Here is a 22,566-nt window from a genome sequence, read left to right on the forward strand (position 1 = left end):
CTGTTTCTGTAAGATATTTATTTCTTGAATATGTTTTTGTACCAAGGTTTTACTTCTTCTTGAACTCCATAACCGTAGCCATAACCGTAGCCATAGCCTTTCTTGGTTACCTCTGTAGCATTTAATACAAGAGACATGTTTGGTAATTTCTTTTGATTATAGAACATTTCTGGTATATGAAGCAATCGCTTATCTAAATAATTTGCTCTAACCACATAAATAAATGCATCTGCATTTTTAGCAATCAATAGCGTATCCGTAACAACGCTTACTGGAGCTGTATCTACAATAATATAATCGTAAGCCTCCTTTAGTTCAGCAAACATCTTATTTATCTTGTCATTCATCAAAAGCTCTACCGGATTTGGAGGTATAACTCCAGAAGATAGTACATGGAAATTTTCAAAATTATCAAGCTTCGTAATATAGCTGTCTAAATTTTTATCATGTTTCGAAAGGTAGTTTGTAACTCCCTCAGACTTAATTGGTATATATTCTGCTAATTTCGGATTTCTAATATCCATTCCTACAAGCAGTACTTTTTTTCCAGATAGTGCAATTGTGCCAGCTAAGTTTACAGAAATAAAAGTCTTCCCTTCGCCTGGAATTGTCGAAGTGACAAAAATCGTCTTTCCTTTGTCGCCTTCAACACCTGTCAGCATGAATTCTAAATTGGTTCTCACAATGCGGATCGCCTCAGCTGAACTAGAGCGGCTATTGGTATTGATCATTTCTTCATGTGATTCAGATTTAGGAACATCTCCTAGGAATGGAATTGCCAGACGTTTTTCAATATCCATTCTGCCTTTAATTTTTGTATTCAGCAATTCTTGCAAATAAATAATTGCACCTGGAATAGCTATCCCGATAACTAAAGCAATAAGATAAATAACGCTTTTTTTAGGCGAAACTGGAACTCCAGAATAATAACTTGCATCAATAACTTTTGCACTTTGCTCTGTTGCAGCAAGAGTTAAAGCAGTTTCTTCTCTTTTTTGGAGAAGATAAAGATATAAAGCTTCTTTTACTTTTTGTTGTCTGTCAATAATCCTGAATTCTCTTTCTAGACGTGGCACTTCGGCTTTCTTACCGCCAATTAAGGATTCTTGTCTGTCTAAATTTCTCTTTGTAATTGCTAAAGAAGATTGCATTCTGTTTAAGCTTTGGCTAATGTTTGATTTCATTGCCTGAATCTTCTTTGCTGCATTTACTACTACTGGATTTTCTTTAGTAGCTCCCGCTGCAATCCTACTATATTCAATAATAAGCCTATTGTATTCTGTTATTAATTCCGATGCTTCAGACTGCGTAGAAAGAAGGTTGCTTGGAATGAGGTCTTCGGGACCGCTTGAATTTAAAAACTGTCGCATCGATGCAACAACATTTAACTGGATCTCCGTTTCAATCAGCTTCTTTTGATATTCAGCAGCATTTTCAAGAAACATGGTGGCTTCAGTTGGAATATCTGTAAGATTATTTTGTTTCTTAAATCCTTCTACATCTTTTTCTACATCTGTAAGTTCATCTGTAATTAGCTTCAAACGTGTAGCGATAAAATCGGATGTTTTTTCGGCAACAATATTCTTGTCTTCAATAGCATCTTGATTGTAGATATTCACTAGAGTATTTAGAAAATCTGCAGCCCTTTGTGAGTTTGGATCAACAACAGAAAGTTCTATGACACTTGTATTTTTACCAACAGGAATAATTCCTAGGGCGCCTCTATAATAATTTGTGGTACTTTCAATAGGATAAATGATACAATCCATAGAAAAAGCTTCTTGTTTCTCATCAAGGTTAGTTTTTGAAACAGAAAGTGTGCCTTCAGGAATTTTAATTAATTTTCCATATTGAAAAATTCCTAATTCTACATCTTCATCCCTAGAAAGCTTGAATTTGTTTGCATCTACAGATTCAACAGTAAATACATGTGTTTCTTTTTTATATTGCTCATTTAATGGTGAAAAAACTACTATAATAGGAGAAGCCTTATAAAGCTCTGAAGATTTAACTCGACCGTGGCTTATGTAATTAACGTTTAGATGCAGCTCATTTACTGTTTTTTCTGTCAGAGTCCTTGATTTTAAAATCTCAACTTCATTATCAACATTACTTTTTGAAGTACCGACCCCTAGATCTGATAAAACGGAAAGTTCGGAAGCCAATCCTCCTTTTTTGTCGTCTTTTACTAAAATTGTAGCTGTAGCCCTAAATAATGGAGTTGTATATCTTAGATACAGGAAAGCCACGCCTAAAGCAATAATTCCTGAAAGTACAAACCATTTCCAATGCACAAGATATTGCTCTATCTGTTCTCTTATATTAAAATCAGATTCTTGATTTTCATGCGGAATTTCTTGCTTGTCGCTCATATTAATTATCGTATAGTTAAGGCTATTATAGTTACCAATAAAGATATAGAAGAAAGAACGATTGCTGTATTTGGGCCAACTACAGAAGAATTAATCTTTGTTTTATTGGGCTCAACATATACCACGTCATTTTGCTTAAGATAGTAAAATGGAGAATTCAAAAAGTCTGCTTTTGTAATATCTACTCTTGTCGCTTGTTTTTTACCATTTTCTTCTCTGATGACCAAGATATTATCTCTTTTGCCATAAACGGTCAAATCGCCAGACATACTTAATGCTTCCGTCAATGTGATTCTTTCGCTAGTAATAGTATGAATTCCTGGCTGTGTAACCTCTCCCTGAACCGTAATCTTATAGTTGAGAATTCTAAGATTTATTGACGGCTTGTTTATGTATTTTTCAAGCTCTTTAGTCATTTTAGCAACAGCTTCTGTTCTTGTCAGACCACCGAGCTGGATAGCTCCAAGTATAGGAAATTGAATAAATCCCTTAGAATCAACTAGATAACTATTCATTCTAACTTGCTGATTTTCAACTTCAGATGTTGACTGCAATACTAAAGATGGCATATTAAATGGTGCCGCTACTTCTGGATTTTCGGCCATAACGACAATCATAAGTAAATCATCTGGCTGTAATCTTGTTTCGTAAGATGTTGAATTTTCAAGCTTTGAAAGCTGATCTATGTTTTGATAGTAAGTCATATCTTTTCTTGAAGCACAAGAAAAGACCGCTAGCGATAAAAAAATTAAAATTATTGGCCTAAAATAAATCAGCTGTTTCATATGGGTTTTTAGTGCAAAGATACTATTTAACAATTAACACACTAGTCGAGCGACTATATTTGGTCTACGTGATTGTTGTCTAATGTTTCGAAAACAGAATTCATACTTTTAAATTCGGGAACAATAAATTTCATTTTTGCAACAATTTCTTCGTTGGAAGTAATTTCTGAGCTGTCTATCAAATCATGGATAGCCTCGCTGACTGCATCAAAATCATCAAAAATTTCTTCAGCAATCATTATTTTTTCGTGATGTGTCGGAAGTGTTTTTGCTGTATCGTTTAGCAATTCTTCATATAATTTCTCACCAGGACGCAATCCTACTACCTTAATCTTTATTTGTTTGTCGGGCATAAAACCTGCCAGCTTAATCATCTTTCTTGCCAAATCAATAATTTTAACAGGGTCACCCATATCAAAAATATAAATCTCGCCTCCATTACCCATAGCACCTGCTTCAAGAACTAATTGACAGGCTTCTGGAATAGTCATGAAATACCGTATAATGTCTGGATGCGTAATTGTGATAGGCCCTCCTTCTTCGATTTGCTTCTTAAAAAGCGGTACGACTGAGCCATTGGATCCTAAAACATTTCCAAATCGTGTGGTAATGAATTTAGTTCCGTTATTCTCAGAATCATTCCTATATTTATAATTCAAAGATTGTACATACTTTTCTGCAATTCTTTTACTCGCTCCCATGACACTGCTTGGATTCACAGCCTTATCTGTAGAAACCATAACAAAACGTTCTACTTTATACTTATGGGATAAATCGGCAAGAATTTTAGTACCTAATATATTTGTAAATACTGCTTGTGAAGGATTCTCTTCCATCAAGGGCACATGTTTGTATGCTGCGGCATGATATACTACTTGCGGTTGGTATAGTTTAAAAACCTGCTTTAGAAGTTGTTTATTCCTTACATCAGCCAAAACGTTATGAATCATTATCTCAGGATTGCAATTTGCAATTTCCAGCGACAAGCTATGCAAAGGCGTTTCCGCTTGATCGAGAATAACGATTGTTTTTGGGTTAAATCCTATAATCTGCCTTACGATTTCACTTCCAATAGAACCAGCAGCTCCAGTAACCATAATGGTTTTGCCTCTTAATTGAGAAGATATAGAATGTGTATCTAGAACAATCGGTTTTCTTTCTAGCAGATCCTGAATCTCGAAACTTTTAATGTTTTTCGAGATTTCCTCTTGATTTTCCCAATCCGTAATTAATGGTATTGTATATACTTTATAGTTGTATTCTAGGCATTCGTCTACGATAGCTAGTCTTTCTTCTTTGGTAAGTGTTTTGTCTGCAATAATTAAAGCTTCGGCTCCAACAGAACGCATTACGACAGGAACTCTTCTTTTGAGCTGCAGAATAGGAAGGTCAAGAATTCTTTTTGAGCTATTCTGTCCAAATTTATCAATAAAACCAATTAATTTAAATCGGCTTGGATTTTCTGACCTTAAAGCATTGGCTACCGCTATTGCATTGTTGTCAAACCCATAAATTAGGGCTCTCATCTGTCCGTCTTTTCTTGAAATATTAAGATATTTTTCGAAAGTCTGCTTTACTACAATACGATAGAAAAACAAAAAACAGAAAGAAATTACTCCATTAATGAATATACCCGTATTCAGGAATATTTTATATTCATGATCAAGCATGAATACAAAATTGACAAATACCAAGGTTATAAGAGCACAAAATTGGGCGAAAAATATTTTTACAGCATCAATAAAAGAGGAGTGTCGTATAATTCCAGAATAGGTTCGGAAAACCCAAAAGAAAAAAATATTTACAGCAAAATAAAGAATTGTCCCATAAAAGAGATAGCCGTCAGGAATATAGGTAAGTTTAATTCCTTTTAGCAACAGGTATGTTATGAGCCCTGCAGCAAATACAATACTCAAATCCAACAATAAGACTACCCATCTGGGAAGATATCCCAAATTCTTAAAACTAAAATTTAATTTTAGCGCTGACATTGCCGTAAACAAATCAGATCTAAAGGATTTTTTATCCAATTCTTTCAATTTTTATTTTTTTAATTTGGGGGAAATTCTAATAGTCCGGCTATTGCTTGGCAAAGTTATGTAAAAAAGAACTATGTTAAGCAAATACTAAAATTTTAAGTATTTATTAACTATTTTTGTTAATAAATCCCCTGCAAATCATAACAGACGCTACAATATCACAATTATTTTTTAAAATTATGATAATTTTTTAATTATGCTTTTTATTGAAAAAAGTTATTTAAAACCGTCTTAATTCTATTTTTGTCGTCATCAGATAAGTTAGATCCAGAAGGCAAACAAAGTCCGTTGTCAAATAATTTTTCAGAAACATCTTTTCCATAATAAGGATATTTTTCAAAAACAGGCTGAAGATGCATTGGTTTCCATAGTGGACGGCTTTCAATATTTTCTTGTTCTAAAGCCAATCGTAAATCTTCTCTTGTCTTGCCATTATTTTTAGAAGGGTCTATCACAATAGCAGAAAGCCAATGGTTTGAAAAATAATCTTCATTAGGCTCGCTTAATACGGTTACACCATCAATATCTTTAAAATAATCTGCATAAAAATCATGCATCTTTCTTCTTAAAGCTACATGCTTATCTAGGATTTCCATCTGACCGCGACCAATTCCCGCACAGATATTGCTCATCCTATAATTATAACCCACTTCACTATGCTGGTAATGTGGCGCATTATCTCTGGCTTGCGTAGAAAGAAAAACTACTTTGTCTTTGGCCTCTTGATTTTTGGTTACGATAGCACCGCCTCCAGAAGTTGTTATAATCTTGTTCCCATTAAATGACAATACTCCGATTTCTCCGAAAGTACCACATCTTTGGTTTTTATAATGACTTCCCAGTGCTTCTGCGCTATCTTCTAGAATAGGAATTTCATGTTTTTTTGCTACTGCATGGATCTCATCTACTTTGTATGGCATACCGTAAAGGTGCACCGCAATTATTGCTTTTGGTTTTTTGCCATTTGCTATCCTATCAATTATTGCTTCTTCTAAAGCAATTGGACAAAGATTCCAGGTTTCTTTTTCGCTGTCAATGAAAATTGGCGTCGCTCCTTGATACATAATTGGGTTGGCAGACGCAGAAAATGTCATGCTTTGGCAGATTACTTCATCTCCAGCTTTCACTCCTAGAATTATTAGGCCCAGGTGTAAAGCTGCTGTACCAGAACTCAGAGCTCCAACAAAGCTCTCTTGTCCGATATATTTTTCTAAATCTTTTTCGAATCCGTTTACGTTTGGCCCTAGCGGTGCAACCCAATTGGATTCAAAAGCTTCATTGACATAATTTTGCTCGGTTCCTCCCATGTGTGGGGAAGAAAGCCATATTTTTTGATTGCTCATTTTATCTTATCTATTTTTCTGTATATTTTATAATTCTGCCTGGGTTTCCAACAACAACAGCATAATCTTCAACATCTTTCAACACTACTGATCCGGCCCCGATAACCGCCCATTTCCCAATCGTAACGCCTTGTATTACAGAGGCTCCAATGCCAACATGTGTCCCCTCGCCTACTTTGACATCTCCTGCCAATGAAGCATTTGGTGAAATATGGGCATAGTCGCCTATGTTGCAATCATGATCTATTACTGCGCCTGTATTAATAATGCAATGTTTCCCAACAACTGAGTCAGGGTTTACAATAGCTCCCGCCATCACTACTGTTCCTTCTCCGATGGAAGAATATTCAGAAAGTATGGCTTTTGGATGTATTACCGTATGAAATTTTGCACTGATTTTTTCAGATATCATTTTGCGAACCTTATTATCCCCAATAGAAATGGTCAAAAGAGTGTCGCTGCTCACTTTAAAATCTTCCGCTTTAATGATAGGAATTTCATAAAGATGCTTTTTCTTCGGGCTATCATCTAAGATAGCTTCTATAGTATCGCCCTGCAAAAAAACGGAATCCATAATTACTTTGCAGTGCCCACTTGCTCCATATAATACAATGTTATTCTCCATTAAAAGGTTCTATTGTGGCAGCATCTGCTGCGTTTATACCTTCACTTATTATTACTTTTTTTACTGTCATAAAAAGTATTTTCATATCTAATTTAAAAGAGATATTATCAACATACCAAACGTCTAGTTCAAATTTTTTATCCCAACTGATGGCGTTTCTGCCATTCACTTGAGCCCAACCCGTAATTCCAGGTTTCACTTCGTGTCTTCTGTTCTGAAAATCCGAATACAAATGCAGATAGTGGACCAATAATGGCCTAGGACCTATAAGGCTCATATCTCCTTTTATAACGTTTATCAACTGCGGAATCTCATCAAGTGAAGTCTTACGGACAAAAGCACCAATTTTGGTCAATCGATCAGCATCAGGAAGCAGTTTGCCTTGCTTGTCTTTCCTATCGTTCATAGTCTTAAACTTGACTATTTTGAAAATCTCACCATTTTTCCCAGGCCGTTTCTGTACAAAAAAAGGTTTTCCCTGATTGGCAAAAAACAAAAAGATCGTTATTACCAAAAATATGGGCAACAAGCATATAAATCCCATCAGGGACAAACTAAAATCAATTATTCTTTTTATATATCTTTTATATATCATGTACTAAATCAGTTTTTTAGCAACGAATTATAATATTCACGCCATAGTCCTGTCAGGATGTTTTTTGAAAAATGTTCTTCAACATACTTCCTGCCGTTTATCCCAAGATTTTGTCTTAATGTACTATCTTTTATCAAAACTTCCATCTGATTATAAATGGAATCTACATCATGAGCTTTATGTCTTAAACCTGTAACATTTTCTATAATAGTGTCTTTAAGTCCATACGTATCACTGCACAATATTGGTCTCCCGCAAGCCGAAGCTTCAATTATACTTAAGCCGAATGCTTCTCTATGGCTAGGCAGGCAAAAAACGTCTCCTACTTGCATCAGGTTTTCGGGCTTATCCGTAGAACCATACAAAGTATAAGTTCCCTGGTCTAACTCCGCTGTGATTTTTGCGCTTATATTCTCTTCATCAGGTCCAATTACCAAAAGCTTTGCTTCGGGATACTTTGCATTGATTTTTTTAAAAGCCCGGACTAAATCCATTATGCCCTTGTCTGTATTTAATCTTCCTAGGAACATAAAAACGAAGTCTTCCGGAGAATAGTTAAATTCTGATCTGATTTTTTCTCTGATTTCATTTTTCAACGAAAATTTTGAAATATCAATACCGCTTATTGTTCCTTTTCCTAACACGATTGATCTGTTAGGTTTGATAATTTTATTTTCTATTAAAAAATTTCTTTGTGGCTCTCCATCAACAATTATATCTGTACTTAAAGCCACCACAAACTTATCCAAAGTCATCAGAAATTTTTTAAAAACTCCTTTTTTAGTATGCCAAACCTGTCCGGTAAAAAAATAAACTCTCTTCTTTACGCCTACTATCTTACTGGCAAGAATACCTATAAGTCCTGCTTTGGGTGTAAACGTTGTCGTCACATCAAAGTTGTTCTTATTGAGATAACGAATCAACAGAAACAGTGCTTTGATATCTTTTAACAGACTAATTTTTCTAAAAATGGGTATGTGCTTTACTTCCTGTAAGTAGCCATTCGAATAATTTTTAATTTCCGGGTCGTCCAAATTAGCCACAAGGTAAACATCATAATCTTTGGAAAGCACTTCAAAATGGTTCTCCAAAAAAGCTTTTGCCGTATAAGGAGTAGATACTATAAAACAAATTTTCTTTTTCATAGCGCTATTCCTTTTTTAGGGCTTCCAGATTATCCTCAAAATTCTTTAGTACATCTTTTTTATTATGCTTTTCTTTTCCAAAATTCCATGCTTTTAAGCCCTTATCATTTAAGCTTTCTGTATGGTCAATTAGATTTTTTAACTTATCTAAAACTTCCTGATTATTGTTTGCCGTAACGCCAATGCCATTATCATAAAGATATTTGATTGATGCTGCTTCTTTCCAACCCATTGCAAAGATAGGTTTTCCAGCTTCTAAATAATCTACTATTTTGGTAGAGAATGACAGAGAAGTGGCTAACATCTGCTGTTTTTCAAAAGACTCCACATGTACGAGTATATCGCCATCATTTAAAATTCCCGGAATTTGAGAATACGGAACTTTGCCCATTATTTCAACCGAACCGGAGCTTTCTAATCTGTGCCTTACCTCTGGAGTAATTTCATTTGCAGTATACAAATATAACGTTGCTTTAATTCCATTTGAATTAATCGTCTTTAAAGCATCAGCTATAGAAAATAGGCTATGAATCCTTCCATAAATTATATTACCGGTATAGATTAGCTTTAAAGGTACATTTGGAGAATGTGTTGGTGGAAAATTTGTAAAATCTCCTGTTTTATATAAGATATCGAAATCGAGGTTATAGATTTTTTTATAAACTCTAGATTGCTCATCAATGATACAATAGTTTTTAGCTGCCAATCGTATGCTTTTGTCCATATGTTTCCGAAGGACAAATCTATTTACCCAATACAAAGGCGACCAGGAATATTGCCTGTAAGTAACCAAATCATCGCAGTGAAAATATACGACTTTTACACCTGATTCTTTTTGGACAAATTTTAAAATGTCATGCATGTAAAAGGAATCATACGAAGGCGAATAGATAACATCAGGATTAAAGTCTTTAATAAAATCTTTTAATTCTTTGCTTTTCCAGTTTACCATTTTCCAAAGTAGTTCCCTGCCCCATAAAAATATGTGGAATCTATTTTTTCTAAAAAAGTCATAGATTTTCTTCTCATTCTGCTCATCTTTGACTTCAGATGTGGCTAGAACAGTTTCTTGTCTGTGAACCTTGATGCCCGCCACGGGGGTTTTCCGCAGGAGTTTCTTAAGAAGAAGACTTTCTGATATTTTGAAATAATTTGAACAAATCTTGTTGTTTGGAATTTCGTCTCTGCAGTATATATTGGCAATATTCTCCGCATCCCAATTTTGAAAGAGATTGGACAAAGTATTCCCGCTATTGTTCGTATCATTCCAGGAATCACGACTTATTACTAAAACTTTTGGCTGTTTTTTCATTCCTTGATTTAGATTTACCAGTAACAAGCGCCTTCAATAGCTTCTGCTTTCTTAGGCTTTTCTGTTTCTAAAGGGCGAATCCAATTTTCGTTGAAAATTTTCTCAAAAATCGGCTTATAATTTCCCTGTTCCCAACGACTGCCTTTTATACCAAACAATAATTGTGTTGCTCCTGCCAAATGTATCGCCTGCTTGTTCATCTTTTTCACTCTTGCTGCCAAAGGAAAACCATAGGCTCCGCATCCGATAATGGCTATATCAAAATCAATCTTTTCAATTTCTCTTGTCATATAATCCAATGCGTCAAACCAAGTTTCAAATCCTTCCGGCTGATTGCCTGCTATTGACTGAACTGCCTTGAATGTTTTTAATTCAAATTCTGGTAAAATATCAGAACCTGGGAATAACAGTTCTCTTTTTTTATATTGCAGTTCGATTGAATCCTGAAACGGATGTACAACCAATACTTTCTTTCCTTTTAAAGCTGCACTCCATGGTTTTTCAGAAAACCAGGGTTCTAAATTTCCAAGTGTCGTAATTTGGGATTGAGGAGCAAAAGTCCCGATGATATAATCTTCTAAAAACCAATTCCAGGCGCCAAGAATATCAACCTGCGTAGCTGCAGTTTCCATTTCATTTACATATCCTTGCAAAAGAGAAATATCCTTGGGAAAAAATCCAGCATTGGAACACAAATAATTGAATTTTAATTTAGATATAGGAGCACCTAATTTTTTGTGCAGGTAATAACTCGCCAAAATATCATTTTCACACCCTCCGTATCTGCCTGCCATAAATGGTTTGCCAGATAGGATTCCTTCGTAGATAATCTTATTTGCCTGTTGGATATCTAAAACTTTTTTACCTGCCACAACTTGTCCTTGTGGAACACTTTTCTTTAAAAACCGTACCGTGGAGTATTTGTAAACTGTTTTAAAAAGGCTTTTTATAAAAATCATGATTATTTGTTTTTAAATTTTGCTGCCAGCTTTAAAAGTACCGATTTAAAAAGTTCTTTTTCGTCAGCACGCAGTCCCGTAAACCATACCGAAATTATATAAAAAAGAGATATAAGAACAGCTTTAAAGGAAAAACGAATCAAAGTTTCTGCCGGCAGAAAATAATTCAATAAAAATCCGACAGAAAGCGTCAATACAAAAGTTCCAATCAAGCTGTAATAGCATTCTTTAAAAAATCGTGGTATCTCTAGTTTTATTTTTTTCCAGTAGATAAAATTCATACCTATAACATGACAGAGCATAGTGCCAGAAAAGATTCCTATGGCACATCCCATAGCTCCATAATGAGGTGCTAAAATAAAAGAGATTATAACGCTGAGAATAGAGGCACCTACAAATATCACGGCTCTATATCGCAATTCGTTTATAACAAATAAATAGGTATAGGCAATTTCCTGGGTTAGGGTCACAAATCCCGGCAAGATTAATAGCAAAATAACATAATATGACTCACTAAAACCACTTCCCATCCATAGAACTACAAATTCTTGTCCAAGAACCACAAGTCCTATGATTAATAGTCCCATCAATATCAATTGAATCCTGCCAACCCGAATCATCAGATTGGTGATCTCATGAAGATTATTTTTTTGTGTATCAAGTTGTGACACTTTAGGCAAAAACAAACCGTTCAAAGCATGTGCTAATGTCCAGGTATAACCTTCAATAATGATTCCGATTGAGAAAATGGCTATTTGCTCTGTTCCGGAAACTATACCCAAAATAAACGGAGCAATATTGATTAAAAGCCTTTGTGCAATTCCGATAATCGATACCCAAAAAGAAAACTTGACCAACTCTCCCAAGAGTTTTTTGCTTTTATACCTGAAGTCAATCTTAACGGATGTTTTCTTTGAGAGATAGAAAAACTTTATGCCTATAATAAGCATTCCAATGGCTGCATTTATGGCAACCAAGGCATATAGCTTATAGCCTAACAGTAATGCTATGATCATTAAGATTACAATTCCTACCTTACTGATGATGTCGCATAATTTTAAAAGAACAAAGCGTTCATAGGCAATCAGAACTCCATCCAACGGCATAAACGGAAAGGAAATCAAGCTAAAACCGCCAGCAATCAGATAGACTATTTTAAACTTTTCAATTTCAACTGGACTTAACTCAACAAATATGTGCTCTATAAAAAAATAAACAACAATTAGCGTAATCAGGATCAAGCCATTAATCAGCAAATAAAACTTTGAAGTAAGCCCCAACATCTGGTTTATTTTTTCGGGCTCATTATTTGCCTTGTATTTGGATAGAAAACGTGCAATTGTCTGTCCCAAACCAAAATCCATCACAAAATAAGACAGAAATGCCGTAACCAAAATATACAAACCATAATCTGATTTGCCTATTTGCTTAATCATCCAGGGCGTGTATAGGAAGCCTACAATAATATTAAATACTATTGCACCATAAGATATGATAGCTCCTAATTTAATTTGACTTGAACTGTTCATCGAATACAATTTAGATTATCGAATACCCAACAATGTATTATATAGTTTCAGCAAGTTTATTCTTTTGGCAACCTCTCTTCCAATCCATATCAATAAAAGGCAGGCTAACATATAGATAATTGGATTTAAAAATTGTGACCAATAATTCTGAATCAAAAATCTTCTCAAAGGAAAAACCAAAAAGTGGGTTAAATATATGGTAAAAGTAAAATCTGCTATCCTTAAAAAATTAACTCTATTAAAAAACTTAAAAGTAGAAATTGAAAAAATTAAGAGCATTCCCATCACTTCATTTACTAATGCAAATTTTGAAAAATACCCATATTCGTCTTCAAGCCTGACCGAAAATAAAAGAAAAATCACATACGTTATCAGTACGTAAATGGCGTATTTATTCAAAAAATGAAGTACATCTGTAAATTTATCCTTTATAATATAACCGAGAGAGAAGAAACCTATCCAATTAAATGGGTTTAAATAATTATTTATCTCATGCAAATTAATATACTGCAGATATCCTTGGCTTGTAATAAATAGAGAAATTATGTTTAAAAATATAAAAACATACGCAAATATTTTTTTATTAAAAAATGCAAAAACTCCGTAGCTAAAGATCAATACTGTCAGGTAATACAAATATGTTCCGTTTCCAATAACCCAATTAAACCAGGAAATAAAATTTTTCGGATGATCGCTTATAACAAAAGTGATAGAACCCAAAAATGCCCATGGTATAATGACGCTGGTTATTTTTTTTTTGAAAAATTTTCCTGTTCCATACTTGGATATATTGAAAAAAAATCCTGAAATAAAAAAAAATGTTACTACCCCTAAACAGCCTATCCTCTCAGCTATGGCACTATAATAAGAATCATCATTAATTCTCGAATGTGCTAAAATCACAGATAAGATGGAAAATATCTTTGCGATATTGAAAGAAGAGCTAACTTCTGGAGTTGTATTGTGGCTCATTATTTGTTAAATCGTCTTTTTGCTCCGTTTAGAATACTTTTAAAATCTCCATCTAAAGCCCTGTAAGTTATAGATTCAAAAAAACGGTACATTTTTACAAATGGATGTCCATGTGCCATAATTCTATCTATTCTTTTTTTATAGTTCACGTCTTCAATGACATACTTGGGATGTTTTAAAGGAAATTCAATTTCATGAGGTTTCATGTAGAATATTTTTTTAATTCCTTTGGGAAGTATGTGCATAGAAGTGGCTCCATGTGTGGCGTTAGAATCTATTCCAATATTAGAAATCAGGTTATATTTAGGAACAATATTTAGCCTGCTGTTTAAAATTGCTGCAGAACCAAAAATAGATTCATAATGTGCCTTACCGCTATTCTTGTGGTTTGTGGCATTTTGGACAAAATGTTTATAGGCTTTAGTTCCCAAAACACCTTTTGCACTTTTCAGGGCATATTCGTCTTTTAAAAAATCATAATGTTCTTCCCATTTATCAAAAACTCTTCGCCATGAAGCCCAGCCCGTAATGGAACCAGATTTTGAGAATGTATAACTATAAGGCGTGTCTTCATAAACCTCCATCTGATTCATTCCGCAAATCATATTTATGCGTTCATCATCTTTGTAATAGTGTAAAAGTTCATTACAATATCTAAAAAAGCTTTGAGAAGGAACATCGTCATCTTCAAGAACAATCCCATGTTCTTCATTAGTAAAAAGCCATTTTTGAGAAATAAACTCAGAAGGATCACATCCAAAATTCTCTTCTTGGTACATGTGTTTTACTTCACAATCCCAATCTATGTCTGCAACAATTTCACGACATTGTTTAATATTTTCAATATCGTCCTGCCTATTCAGCCTAGGACCGTCCTGATATAAATATAATTTTGATGGTCTTGCAATTTTTATTTGTTCAAAAACCTTTTCCAACGGTCTTGGACGTGCAAAGAAAAGGATCAAAACGGGTATATCAATTAAATATGGTTTTTTATCATTCTGCATCATTTCAGTATATTTGTTCTTAACTCATTTATAAATTGTTCATCTAATAATTTGATTGTTTCTCTGCTATTATAAGGCAAATTAACGTCTATTTTTTGTATTGCCCGTGCTATCTCCTCAGGAAAATCATTTTCATAAAAATAAATCTGATTTCCTATTTTCGATTTTTCAACACAGTCAACCTTACCAGACACTACCCTGAGACCAAGGCCCATATAGGATAATATTTTACTTGGAAATGAGGTTTCTAAATATTTACCTTCCATTTTTTGGGTACTTAGCCCTATATGGCATTGTTGTGCATACCTGATATAATCATCTCCGTAATATGCCCCATCAAAAAGAATTTTACAGGCAGAAACCGGACTTACTTCTTCAATTCTTTTTTTCAAAATATCTACTTCTCCAAAGCCAATAATATGAAGGACGTAATTTTCATTTAAGAATAACGCACTTTCAATCGCATTAAATGCTCCTGCTTTAATCTGGTCAATAATTCCGGCATAAAGTATATGGATTTTACCATCCTGTATCGGCTTTGCAAATATCTCATTGACAGTATAGCTTCCATATATTACATAACCAGGCCTGCCTTTTGCTATTTTATCAACGAGGAGATCCGTGGAAAACAGAAATGAATCTGCAGCTTTAAATATTTTTATCTCAAGTTTATCAAAGAAAGAATGCAAAGACGAAACATCCGAATAAATTTCTTCCACTTCCAAAACCAGATAGAATCCTTTTATTTTTTTTGCCAATAAGACAGGAAGACATAGCCAAGGAGAATGGTATACAATTATCTTTTCATTCTTTTTTGCATTTTTGAGAAGAAAGAAAAACAGCCATGATAAAGAAAAAAATATTTTGATAAATTTTGTAATTCTTCCTGAAAACGCAATACTTGGCGAAAAAGTTATTTGCTTTTTTCTATTTACTTTTAAAACAGTTTTTCTAAGAAGCGGTTTGTTTTTTACCTCATCATAAAACCACGAAGGAGATATCAAATGCAACTTATATCCTGCATTTAAGATTGAACTACAAATATAATCCATCTTACTAATTGCTGCTGGCGATGATACCCTCACACCATTTCCAGCAATATCATATAATCCTATATATTTTATTTCTCTTTCCATACTATAGATAAACTTCTTCGAGTCTCATTTCCTGCCAAAAAAACTTGTATCGCATATCCATATTCGATTTTAAGAAAAAGAAAAGTAATATGGCTATCGTATAGAAATACGCTAATCGTTCTATCTTCTTACTCGAAGAGCCAAATGATCTTAAAATTAAAGGGATGATCAGCATAATAAATATTGAGAAATATTGCACTATTCTCATATATCCGTGTATAGCAAAAACTAATGAGAGAAATAGTATTCCAATCATTAAAGCAAAATAGTAAAATGTCGATTCAGGATTAAGTTTAATAATCCTTTTATACCGTACTAAAGCCATAATTGACACTAAGAGCATCAAACACACAAACGTTATTGGTCTCAATTCTTCCATATGCTGGTATTCTTCATATGAATTAGTCAAGCTAAAGATATATAAGGCAATACTGTTACTGATTAACAACAGGATAGGAAATAATGCTATAACTATCCAAAAATAATAATTGGGTTTCTTAAGATAAGTTATAAAATATAGAGGTATAAATACAAGGCTGGTTTTATGTATAGTTGATGCAATCAAAATAATTAGGAGAAAATAGAATAGTTTTCTTTTCTTCAAAAACTCAAAAGCAAAAAGAGTTCCTGCTGTTGCTATAGTCTGCCGATGTCCTGTTATTGAAAAAAAACTATAAAATAACACTGAATAAATCACAAAAGCTACCATTGTTCCCCGAAGTTGATTGGTATTACTGTAGATAAAACGGCCTAAGGCAGTAAAAAACAATATGGCGATTATGAAAAGAAAAAGCTGATATTCACCAAAAACTGAGGACACTACTTTTTCTAAAACCGTAAATCCTGGGTCTTTACCCAGATTATATTTATAATAATCTATAACGACTTGCCAGACTCTGTCCCATGACATGTTTTTTGTTTCCTCAAAAGACAAAAAATAGTTATAGGTATCTGTACCGACGGCTACATTTCGTAGTCCGGATTGAAGTATTAAAATAAAACATATCGTTTTTATATATCTTTTTCTATTAAAGTCGCTATCCTTATTCCTTTTTCTGGAATAATGAAATCCTATTAATAGAATAAGCGCTATAACGATCAGGTTAACTATCATAGCCTAAAATATCTTTATATATACCAATTGTCTGATTTATATTGGTATAATAATCAAAATTTTCAATTACCCTTTTTCTACAGCTAGCAGAAAAATACTCCCTGCCCTTTTCTTTAACCTTATTAATGGCTTCAGACAGCTGCTCAACATTTCTTTTTTCTACTACATAGCCGCAATTTTCACCTAACACTTCAGGACAGGCCGTCGAATCATAAACTATTGCAGGAGTTCCGCAACTTAAGGCTTCTGCTATTACTTTTCCAAATGTATCTTCGGTTGAAAGATGAACATATACATCTGAAAAAGAATAAGCCTTGGCTAATTCTTCTTTTCCATGCACATAAGGAATATGTTTTATGTTATGTGGCAGCAACTTCTTACCGTCTATATTTCCAATCATCACGATTTGCATATCATCAGAGATAATTTTTGACAATTTTAAGGCATCCTGAAATTTCGGATCATTGGAATGCCAACTGGCGCTAACCAATAAAATTGTAAACTTCCCGGAATCTACATCATACGTGGTTGAAAAATTCTGCTCTCCAAAATCTTTAAAAGTAGTATGGTCAATCCAGTTGTATATCGGGCTGATAGTATACTTATTCAAAAAAGATTTTTTTACCTCGTCTGCCAGCCAATTTGAAACCGGAATAACGGTCATTTGCGATACGTTCGTAAACCATTTCTTTTTGTCATCATACATTTCGCTCGAACTGTCAAAAAACAGACTTGGCGGGTATTTTTTTACTTGCGGACACGCATAACAATGGGTCTGCCATTTATAACATTGTACATCTGTATAATGGGCACATTTTCCTGTAAAAGCCCAACAATCATGTAGCGTCCATGCCAATGGAGTTCCAGATTCAATCAAATATTCAAACAAAATCTGAAGATTCAGATAATTGCCATGAAGATTGTGAAGATGGATAACATCCGGGTTTATTTCCTGAATATAGGAAACCAACTTTTGAGTGCCTTTTTTTGTAAAATAGCCTTGCTTTCCCAATAATCTTGAACCCACATTATGCAGATGATTTTCGATGACTGTCCCAATTTTATAACTCCTGGCATAATCTGTCGTCAGCTGTCCATAAGCAATAAAGCATTCGTGTCCTTGATGTTCCAAGACATTTGCAATATCTTCACAGATAGAGCCAGTACTTCCGTAACCGGAAACGGTATTAATCATCAGGACTTTCATGCTTTTCTTAGTTTTTTTTCCAAACAGTACGATTCACATAATCGGTATAGCTCAGTATAATACGAACCATTTTCTCAGACACATTGGGCATCAAATAGTCTGCAACAGGTCTGAAATTACGTTCATCACCTGTTTTTTGATATTGAAGCTGTACCAATCCCTGCATTATTCTTTCCGGGCTAAGCCCTACCATCATTACTGATGCTTCTTCCATTGCCTCTGGCCTTTCGTGAGCTTCACGGATATTTAATGCCCTGAAATTCAAAACAGAAGATTCTTCTGAAATGGTTCCGCTATCAGAAAGCACTGCAAAAGATTTCATTTGTAGAGCGTTATAGTCATTGAATCCTAATGGTTTTAAAAACTGAACATTTTTATGCATTTGGATGTTTTTCTTTTCGATCATATTACGTGTCCGTGGGTGTGTACTTACTATAATTGGATAATCATATTTCTCTGCAATCATATTCAAGCTCTGCATTAAGCCTTCGAAATTTTTCTCGCTGTTAATATTTTCTTCTCGATGTGATGAAACTACGAAGAATTTCTCTTCTTGCAGTCCTAATCTTTCTAATACATCAGAAAATTTGATTGACGGAAGATAATGATTTAAAACCTCAAACATTGGAGAGCCAGTCTTTATAATTCTGTCTGCAGGCAATCCTTCTCGTAAAAGATATTCTCTTGCAATGTCACTATATGTCAAATTAATATCAGAAATATGGTCGACAATCTTTCGGTTTGTTTCTTCAGGAACCCTCTGATCAAAGCAACGATTTCCTGCTTCCATATGGAAAATAGGTATTTGTCTTTTCTTTGCCGGTATAGCACAAAGGCAGCTATTGGTATCGCCTAATACTAGGAAAGCATCTGGATTTTCACTTTCTAATAGCGGGTCTATCTTGATTAAAATTTGGCCGACAGTTTCGGTAGCTGTGGCACCTGCCGCATTTAAGAAAAAGTCAGGCTTGCGAATACCCAAATCATCAAAGAAAATCTGATTTAATTCATAATCATAATTTTGTCCAGTATGGACAATAATATGCTCAATTGCTTCTGATTTATCTAAAGCGGCCATAACACGAGAAAGACGGATAATCTCCGGCCTTGTCCCAACCACTGTCATTACTTTTAGTCTTGATTTCATTATAATCTTTCTCTGGTCCAGTTAGTTTTTTCCTTTAGTATTTTTGCGGGTGTTCCTGCAATCAATAAATTTTCATCAAAAGTTTTGCCCACTAATGAACGAATTCCTATTACGCAATTATCCCCAATTGTTGTGTTTTTTAGCACAATAACATCTTGTCCTATCCAGACATGGTTCCCTATATAAATATTTCCCGCCGGGTTTATTCTTATATTTTTCTCAGCATCAATTATGCTATGGGAATCTCCTGTTTTGAATTTAACTCCCGAAGAAAGCATACAATCTTTTCCTATATAAACTTTGCTGTTATTTTCTGAAACTCCAAAATCAACAGATTCTATTGTTGTTTTGCTATCTATAAATATCTCACAGTTATTATCTTCTATCCAAAAAACTCCAGATTTAATGACACAGTTATCTGCTATCGTAATCTTATTATCATTCCCATAAATAAAAATGGTAATATCTCCTAAAAAACTATTTGACTCGAATTTTATTTGATTATTGTTTCCTCTTATTTCAACTTTTAAGTTTCTTGGAAAAGATTTTTTAGTAAAGCTATTATTGACTCCGTTTATTTTTTTTCTAAAAACATTATAAACAGGAATTATTAATCTCTTTACATTCGATATTAATCTACTTTGTCTCATACATTTTCAAAATAAGTATCAGGGTCGTTTGGATCATAAAATTCATTTATCCAAAAAATCGTATATAATTCCTCCTCGCCTACGTTCTTGATGTTATGCGTATACCAGACAGGCATGTCTACATAAGCAGGTTCATTTCCATCTAAATAAAAATCGAGTACTTCATCTGTACCAATTTGTCTCAGTTGTATTAGTGCCTTACCTTTAATTACTGCAAAACGTTCAATTTTTCGGGTATGGAAATGATTTCCTCTTGTAATTCCGGGAACGGTCGTAGAAAACGAAACTTGGCCGCCCACATTCAATCGTATTACCTCAACAAAAGCGCCTCTTGGATCTGTATGTTGGGTGAATTTGATTGGGAAATAATTTGGAATGTCCATATAACAGCGAAATGTGTTGAAGAGATTTACTTCGAACTTGCTGTTTAATTGAGGAATGATTCCTTTGTCTTGGTATTCTGATTTGTATTTTTCAAGTAAGGAAAGTAATCTAGAAACTTTAGATTCTGAAGTATGTGGAACAAAGACTTGTTCTTTACTTTCACTGCTTCTGATTTCTTTTATGATCTCATCAACTAATTCGCCTACATAAATCAGTTTCAAATCACCATCGACTTCAATTGTCGGTGTTTCATTTCGAGCTATTTTATGGGCAAAAGTAGCTACAACAGAATTGTAGTTGGGATGTCCAAAAGGTCCAAAAACATTTGGGATAATCATTCCAGTAAATTTTCCATCAGAACTTTTAGCCCAATCAGCCATCAATTCGCGGCCTTCTCTTTTTGATTTTCCATACAGATTATCTCGTTCTTCTTGAGTAGAAGAAGAAAAAAGAACATGGGCTTTGCTATTGGTATTTTTTAATGAGGTCACAAGTTTTTGCACCAAACCTAAATTGGTATCATAAATGACCTGAGGGTCATTATGCCGATTCATGGCGGCCAAATGGACAATTACATCGCATTGTGAAACAAAATCATTTAATTTTGATTCTTCATCAAAAAAATCTTTGTGAAAATCAATCCTTTGAAACTCTTCTTGGAACAGCCCCAAAGTATTGTACAAATGTTTTCCAACAAATCCGGCTTGGCCTGTAATTCCTACTTTTAGCATCTTATTTTTTTACTATATTATATTTCATTTTTCCAATCCAACCACATTTGGCTCTCAAACCTGAAATTATCTTTTGAAGATTCTTCTACTGAAAAATCAGAAAAAACAATCATTCTTGAATTGGGTTCTAAAGCTTTAAATCCGTTTGCAAAATTACCCGGAATATGCAAAACTTGGTTCTTATCGGCTTTAAGTATTACTTTTCTAACTTCTAGTTTTTCGGAAGGTTTTTCCCAGTTATCAGGTCTTACGACTGCGACTAAGAAACTTCCAGAAATTACCTGAAACCATTTTTGTTCTTTTTTATGAGCTTGCCATGCTCGTATCACGCTTGTATCAGGGTGTTCGATGATATAATAACGCTTAACAGCTGAAAGATCAAAATCATTGACAAAACTCAATTTTCCTCTTTCGTCTTCGTAGGCTCCACCTTGAATTATCTTTGGTTCCTCGTTCATTATCCTGGCATTTGTGCTACATCTTCACCAAAGACTTCTTTTCTTATCAAAGGCAATTTCACTAAAAGCTTTTTCATTCCTTCAACGCCTAATTGCTCTGTGTTGTGAGAATGATAATCTTCTATTACAGAAATATCCTTTTCACCTTCAGAAAAATATTGGGCATAATTTAAATCTCTATTATCTGCAGGGATTCTATAAAATTCGCCCATGTCTTCGGCTTTTGCCATTTCTTCGCGAGTACAGAGTGTTTCATATAATTTCTCTCCATGGCGTGTTCCGATAATTTTGACTTCATTGTCTGCTTGGCATAAATCTTTTAATGCCAAAGCCAGATCATTTATCGTTCCTGCTGGAGCTTTATTTACGAAAAGGTCGCCTTGATTTCCGTGTTCAAAGGCAAAAAGAACCAATTCAACTGCTTCATCCAATGACATTAAAAAACGAGTCATTTTTGGGTCAGTAATAGTAATCGTCTTTCCTGTCTTGATCTGATTTAGAAATAATGGGATAACAGACCCTCTGGAAGCCATTACATTACCGTATCGTGTCAAGCAAACAGTTGTTTTATTTTCGCGGATATTTCTTGCGGCTGCGATAGCTACTTTTTCCATCAATGCTTTAGAAATACCCATAGCATTTATTGGATATGCCGCCTTATCTGTACTGAGACAGATTATTTTCTGCACACCATTTGCTACAGCGGCGTCAATTGTATTTTGAGTTCCAAAAACATTGGTTTTTGTGGCTTCAATCGGAAAAAATTCACATGAAGGCACTTGTTTCAAAGCAGCAGCGTGAAAAACATAATCTACGCCATGCATTGCTTTTTCGATACTGCTATAATCGCGCACATCTCCAATATAGAATTTCAGCTTGTCATTTTTCAGCTGATTTCTCATATCGTCTTGTTTTTTCTCATCGCGAGAAAAAATCCTGATTTCTTTAAAATGATCCGTGCGCAAGAAACGATGTAAGACTGCGTTTCCAAATGAGCCGGTTCCTCCTGTTATTAAAAGTGTTTTATTTTTCAACATACTTATTCTGCTTTTAAGC

20 protein-coding genes are annotated in these 22,566 nt (G+C 34.2%); all 20 read right to left on the reverse strand.

Annotation, left to right across the window (positions count from 1 at the left end):
• Nucleotides 1-17 precede the first annotated feature (17 nt).
• The 20 genes from GGR22_RS13655 to GGR22_RS13750 all read right to left on the reverse strand — a co-directional run bounded on the left by GGR22_RS13655 (nucleotide 18) and on the right by GGR22_RS13750 (nucleotide 22,547).
• Nucleotides 18-2,372, reverse strand: a complete 2,355-nt coding sequence (locus GGR22_RS13655; protein WP_182494126.1) for a GumC family protein — start codon at nucleotides 2,370-2,372, stop codon at nucleotides 18-20.
• A gap of 5 nt (nucleotides 2,373-2,377) precedes the next feature.
• The gene (locus GGR22_RS13660) at nucleotides 2,378-3,157 is read right to left on the reverse strand and encodes a polysaccharide biosynthesis/export family protein (protein ID WP_182494127.1); all 780 of its coding nucleotides are present in this window, start codon (nucleotides 3,155-3,157) and stop codon (nucleotides 2,378-2,380) included.
• A gap of 53 nt (nucleotides 3,158-3,210) precedes the next feature.
• Nucleotides 3,211-5,148, reverse strand: coding sequence for a polysaccharide biosynthesis protein (locus GGR22_RS13665; RefSeq protein WP_182494279.1), 1,938 nt, complete (start codon nucleotides 5,146-5,148; stop codon nucleotides 3,211-3,213).
• 251 nt (nucleotides 5,149-5,399) lie between these two features.
• A complete protein-coding gene (locus GGR22_RS13670) occupies nucleotides 5,400-6,539 on the reverse strand; it encodes a DegT/DnrJ/EryC1/StrS family aminotransferase (protein ID WP_182494128.1) in 1,140 nt (379 codons plus the stop codon).
• Between the two features lie 10 nt (nucleotides 6,540-6,549).
• On the reverse strand, nucleotides 6,550-7,164 hold the full coding sequence (locus GGR22_RS13675; protein ID WP_182494129.1) for an acetyltransferase: 615 nt from the start codon (nucleotides 7,162-7,164) through the stop codon (nucleotides 6,550-6,552).
• Nucleotides 7,154-7,756, reverse strand: coding sequence for a sugar transferase (locus GGR22_RS13680; RefSeq protein WP_182494280.1), 603 nt, complete (start codon nucleotides 7,754-7,756; stop codon nucleotides 7,154-7,156). The genes GGR22_RS13675 and GGR22_RS13680 overlap by 11 nt, the downstream gene beginning before the upstream one ends.
• A gap of 11 nt (nucleotides 7,757-7,767) precedes the next feature.
• Nucleotides 7,768-8,904, reverse strand: a complete 1,137-nt coding sequence (locus tag GGR22_RS13685) for a glycosyltransferase family 4 protein (RefSeq protein WP_182494130.1) — start codon at nucleotides 8,902-8,904, stop codon at nucleotides 7,768-7,770.
• 4 nt (nucleotides 8,905-8,908) lie between these two features.
• Nucleotides 8,909-10,216, reverse strand: a complete 1,308-nt coding sequence (locus tag GGR22_RS13690; RefSeq protein ID WP_182494131.1) for a glycosyltransferase family protein — start codon at nucleotides 10,214-10,216, stop codon at nucleotides 8,909-8,911.
• A 14-nt stretch (nucleotides 10,217-10,230) separates the two neighbouring features.
• Nucleotides 10,231-11,175 carry a hypothetical protein gene (locus tag GGR22_RS13695; protein ID WP_182494132.1) on the reverse strand — a complete coding sequence of 315 codons (945 nt, stop codon included), beginning with the start codon at nucleotides 11,173-11,175 and terminating at the stop codon, nucleotides 10,231-10,233.
• Nucleotides 11,176-11,177: 2 nt separating this feature from the next.
• Complete coding sequence (locus GGR22_RS13700; protein WP_182494133.1) at nucleotides 11,178-12,704, reverse strand: lipopolysaccharide biosynthesis protein; 1,527 nt, start codon at nucleotides 12,702-12,704, stop codon at nucleotides 11,178-11,180.
• Nucleotides 12,705-12,719: 15 nt separating this feature from the next.
• Nucleotides 12,720-13,676, reverse strand: coding sequence for an acyltransferase family protein (locus tag GGR22_RS13705; protein ID WP_182494134.1), 957 nt, complete (start codon nucleotides 13,674-13,676; stop codon nucleotides 12,720-12,722).
• Nucleotides 13,676-14,686, reverse strand: coding sequence for a hypothetical protein (locus tag GGR22_RS13710; RefSeq protein WP_220477666.1), 1,011 nt, complete (start codon nucleotides 14,684-14,686; stop codon nucleotides 13,676-13,678). Before GGR22_RS13710 ends, GGR22_RS13705 begins: the two co-directional genes overlap by 1 nt.
• The gene (locus GGR22_RS13715; protein WP_182494135.1) at nucleotides 14,683-15,819 is read right to left on the reverse strand and encodes a glycosyltransferase family protein; all 1,137 of its coding nucleotides are present in this window, start codon (nucleotides 15,817-15,819) and stop codon (nucleotides 14,683-14,685) included. Before GGR22_RS13715 ends, GGR22_RS13710 begins: the two co-directional genes overlap by 4 nt.
• Nucleotide 15,820: 1 nt before the next feature.
• A complete protein-coding gene (locus GGR22_RS13720; protein WP_182494136.1) occupies nucleotides 15,821-16,933 on the reverse strand; it encodes an EpsG family protein in 1,113 nt (370 codons plus the stop codon).
• Entirely contained in the window at nucleotides 16,923-18,140 is a 1,218-nt protein-coding gene (locus GGR22_RS13725; protein WP_182494137.1) for a glycosyltransferase, read from the reverse strand. Before GGR22_RS13725 ends, GGR22_RS13720 begins: the two co-directional genes overlap by 11 nt.
• 7 nt (nucleotides 18,141-18,147) lie before the next feature.
• Complete coding sequence (wecB, locus tag GGR22_RS13730) at nucleotides 18,148-19,287, reverse strand: non-hydrolyzing UDP-N-acetylglucosamine 2-epimerase (RefSeq protein ID WP_182494138.1); 1,140 nt, start codon at nucleotides 19,285-19,287, stop codon at nucleotides 18,148-18,150.
• Complete coding sequence (locus tag GGR22_RS13735; protein WP_182494139.1) at nucleotides 19,287-19,937, reverse strand: acyltransferase; 651 nt, start codon at nucleotides 19,935-19,937, stop codon at nucleotides 19,287-19,289. Before GGR22_RS13735 ends, wecB begins: the two co-directional genes overlap by 1 nt.
• Entirely contained in the window at nucleotides 19,934-21,052 is a 1,119-nt protein-coding gene (locus tag GGR22_RS13740) for a polysaccharide biosynthesis C-terminal domain-containing protein (protein ID WP_182494140.1), read from the reverse strand. The genes GGR22_RS13735 and GGR22_RS13740 overlap by 4 nt, the downstream gene beginning before the upstream one ends.
• A 17-nt stretch (nucleotides 21,053-21,069) precedes the next feature.
• Nucleotides 21,070-21,510: a dTDP-4-dehydrorhamnose 3,5-epimerase family protein gene (locus tag GGR22_RS13745; protein ID WP_182494141.1), complete on the reverse strand. Its 441-nt coding sequence runs from the start codon at nucleotides 21,508-21,510 to the stop codon at nucleotides 21,070-21,072.
• Nucleotides 21,510-22,547, reverse strand: coding sequence for a polysaccharide biosynthesis protein (locus GGR22_RS13750; RefSeq protein ID WP_182494142.1), 1,038 nt, complete (start codon nucleotides 22,545-22,547; stop codon nucleotides 21,510-21,512). The genes GGR22_RS13745 and GGR22_RS13750 overlap by 1 nt, the downstream gene beginning before the upstream one ends.
• Nucleotides 22,548-22,566: the final 19 nt, after the last annotated feature.

Origin of the sequence: Flavobacterium gossypii, assembly GCF_014138495.1 — a bacterium.
Classification (GTDB): Bacteria; Bacteroidota; Bacteroidia; order Flavobacteriales; family Flavobacteriaceae; genus Flavobacterium; species Flavobacterium endophyticum.

Bases quoted from the DNA above. Each gene is read 5' to 3' on its own strand.
- GGR22_RS13700 (WP_182494133.1), bottom strand. From the start codon at position 12,704: ATGAACAGTTCAAGTCAAATTAAATTAGGAGCTATCATATCTTATGGT.
- GGR22_RS13715 (WP_182494135.1), bottom strand. From the start codon at position 15,819: ATGGAAAGAGAAATAAAATATATAGGATTATATGATATTGCTGGAAAT.
- GGR22_RS13655 (WP_182494126.1), bottom strand. From the start codon at position 2,372: ATGAGCGACAAGCAAGAAATTCCGCATGAAAATCAAGAATCTGATTTT.
- GGR22_RS13740 (WP_182494140.1), bottom strand. From the start codon at position 21,052: ATGCTAAAAGTAGGAATTACAGGCCAAGCCGGATTTGTTGGAAAACAT.
- wecB (WP_182494138.1), bottom strand. From the start codon at position 19,287: ATGAAATCAAGACTAAAAGTAATGACAGTGGTTGGGACAAGGCCGGAG.
- GGR22_RS13710 (WP_220477666.1), bottom strand. From the start codon at position 14,686: ATGATGCAGAATGATAAAAAACCATATTTAATTGATATACCCGTTTTG.
- GGR22_RS13725 (WP_182494137.1), bottom strand. From the start codon at position 18,140: ATGAAAGTCCTGATGATTAATACCGTTTCCGGTTACGGAAGTACTGGC.
- GGR22_RS13670 (WP_182494128.1), bottom strand. From the start codon at position 6,539: ATGAGCAATCAAAAAATATGGCTTTCTTCCCCACACATGGGAGGAACC.
- GGR22_RS13720 (WP_182494136.1), bottom strand. From the start codon at position 16,933: ATGATAGTTAACCTGATCGTTATAGCGCTTATTCTATTAATAGGATTT.
- GGR22_RS13705 (WP_182494134.1), bottom strand. From the start codon at position 13,676: ATGAGCCACAATACAACTCCAGAAGTTAGCTCTTCTTTCAATATCGCA.
- GGR22_RS13685 (WP_182494130.1), bottom strand. From the start codon at position 8,904: ATGAAAAAGAAAATTTGTTTTATAGTATCTACTCCTTATACGGCAAAA.
- GGR22_RS13695 (WP_182494132.1), bottom strand. From the start codon at position 11,175: ATGATTTTTATAAAAAGCCTTTTTAAAACAGTTTACAAATACTCCACG.
- GGR22_RS13735 (WP_182494139.1), bottom strand. From the start codon at position 19,937: ATGAGACAAAGTAGATTAATATCGAATGTAAAGAGATTAATAATTCCT.
- GGR22_RS13690 (WP_182494131.1), bottom strand. From the start codon at position 10,216: ATGAAAAAACAGCCAAAAGTTTTAGTAATAAGTCGTGATTCCTGGAAT.
- GGR22_RS13665 (WP_182494279.1), bottom strand. From the start codon at position 5,148: ATGTCAGCGCTAAAATTAAATTTTAGTTTTAAGAATTTGGGATATCTT.
- GGR22_RS13675 (WP_182494129.1), bottom strand. From the start codon at position 7,164: ATGGAGAATAACATTGTATTATATGGAGCAAGTGGGCACTGCAAAGTA.
- GGR22_RS13660 (WP_182494127.1), bottom strand. From the start codon at position 3,157: ATGAAACAGCTGATTTATTTTAGGCCAATAATTTTAATTTTTTTATCG.
- GGR22_RS13745 (WP_182494141.1), bottom strand. From the start codon at position 21,510: ATGAACGAGGAACCAAAGATAATTCAAGGTGGAGCCTACGAAGACGAA.
- GGR22_RS13750 (WP_182494142.1), bottom strand. From the start codon at position 22,547: ATGTTGAAAAATAAAACACTTTTAATAACAGGAGGAACCGGCTCATTT.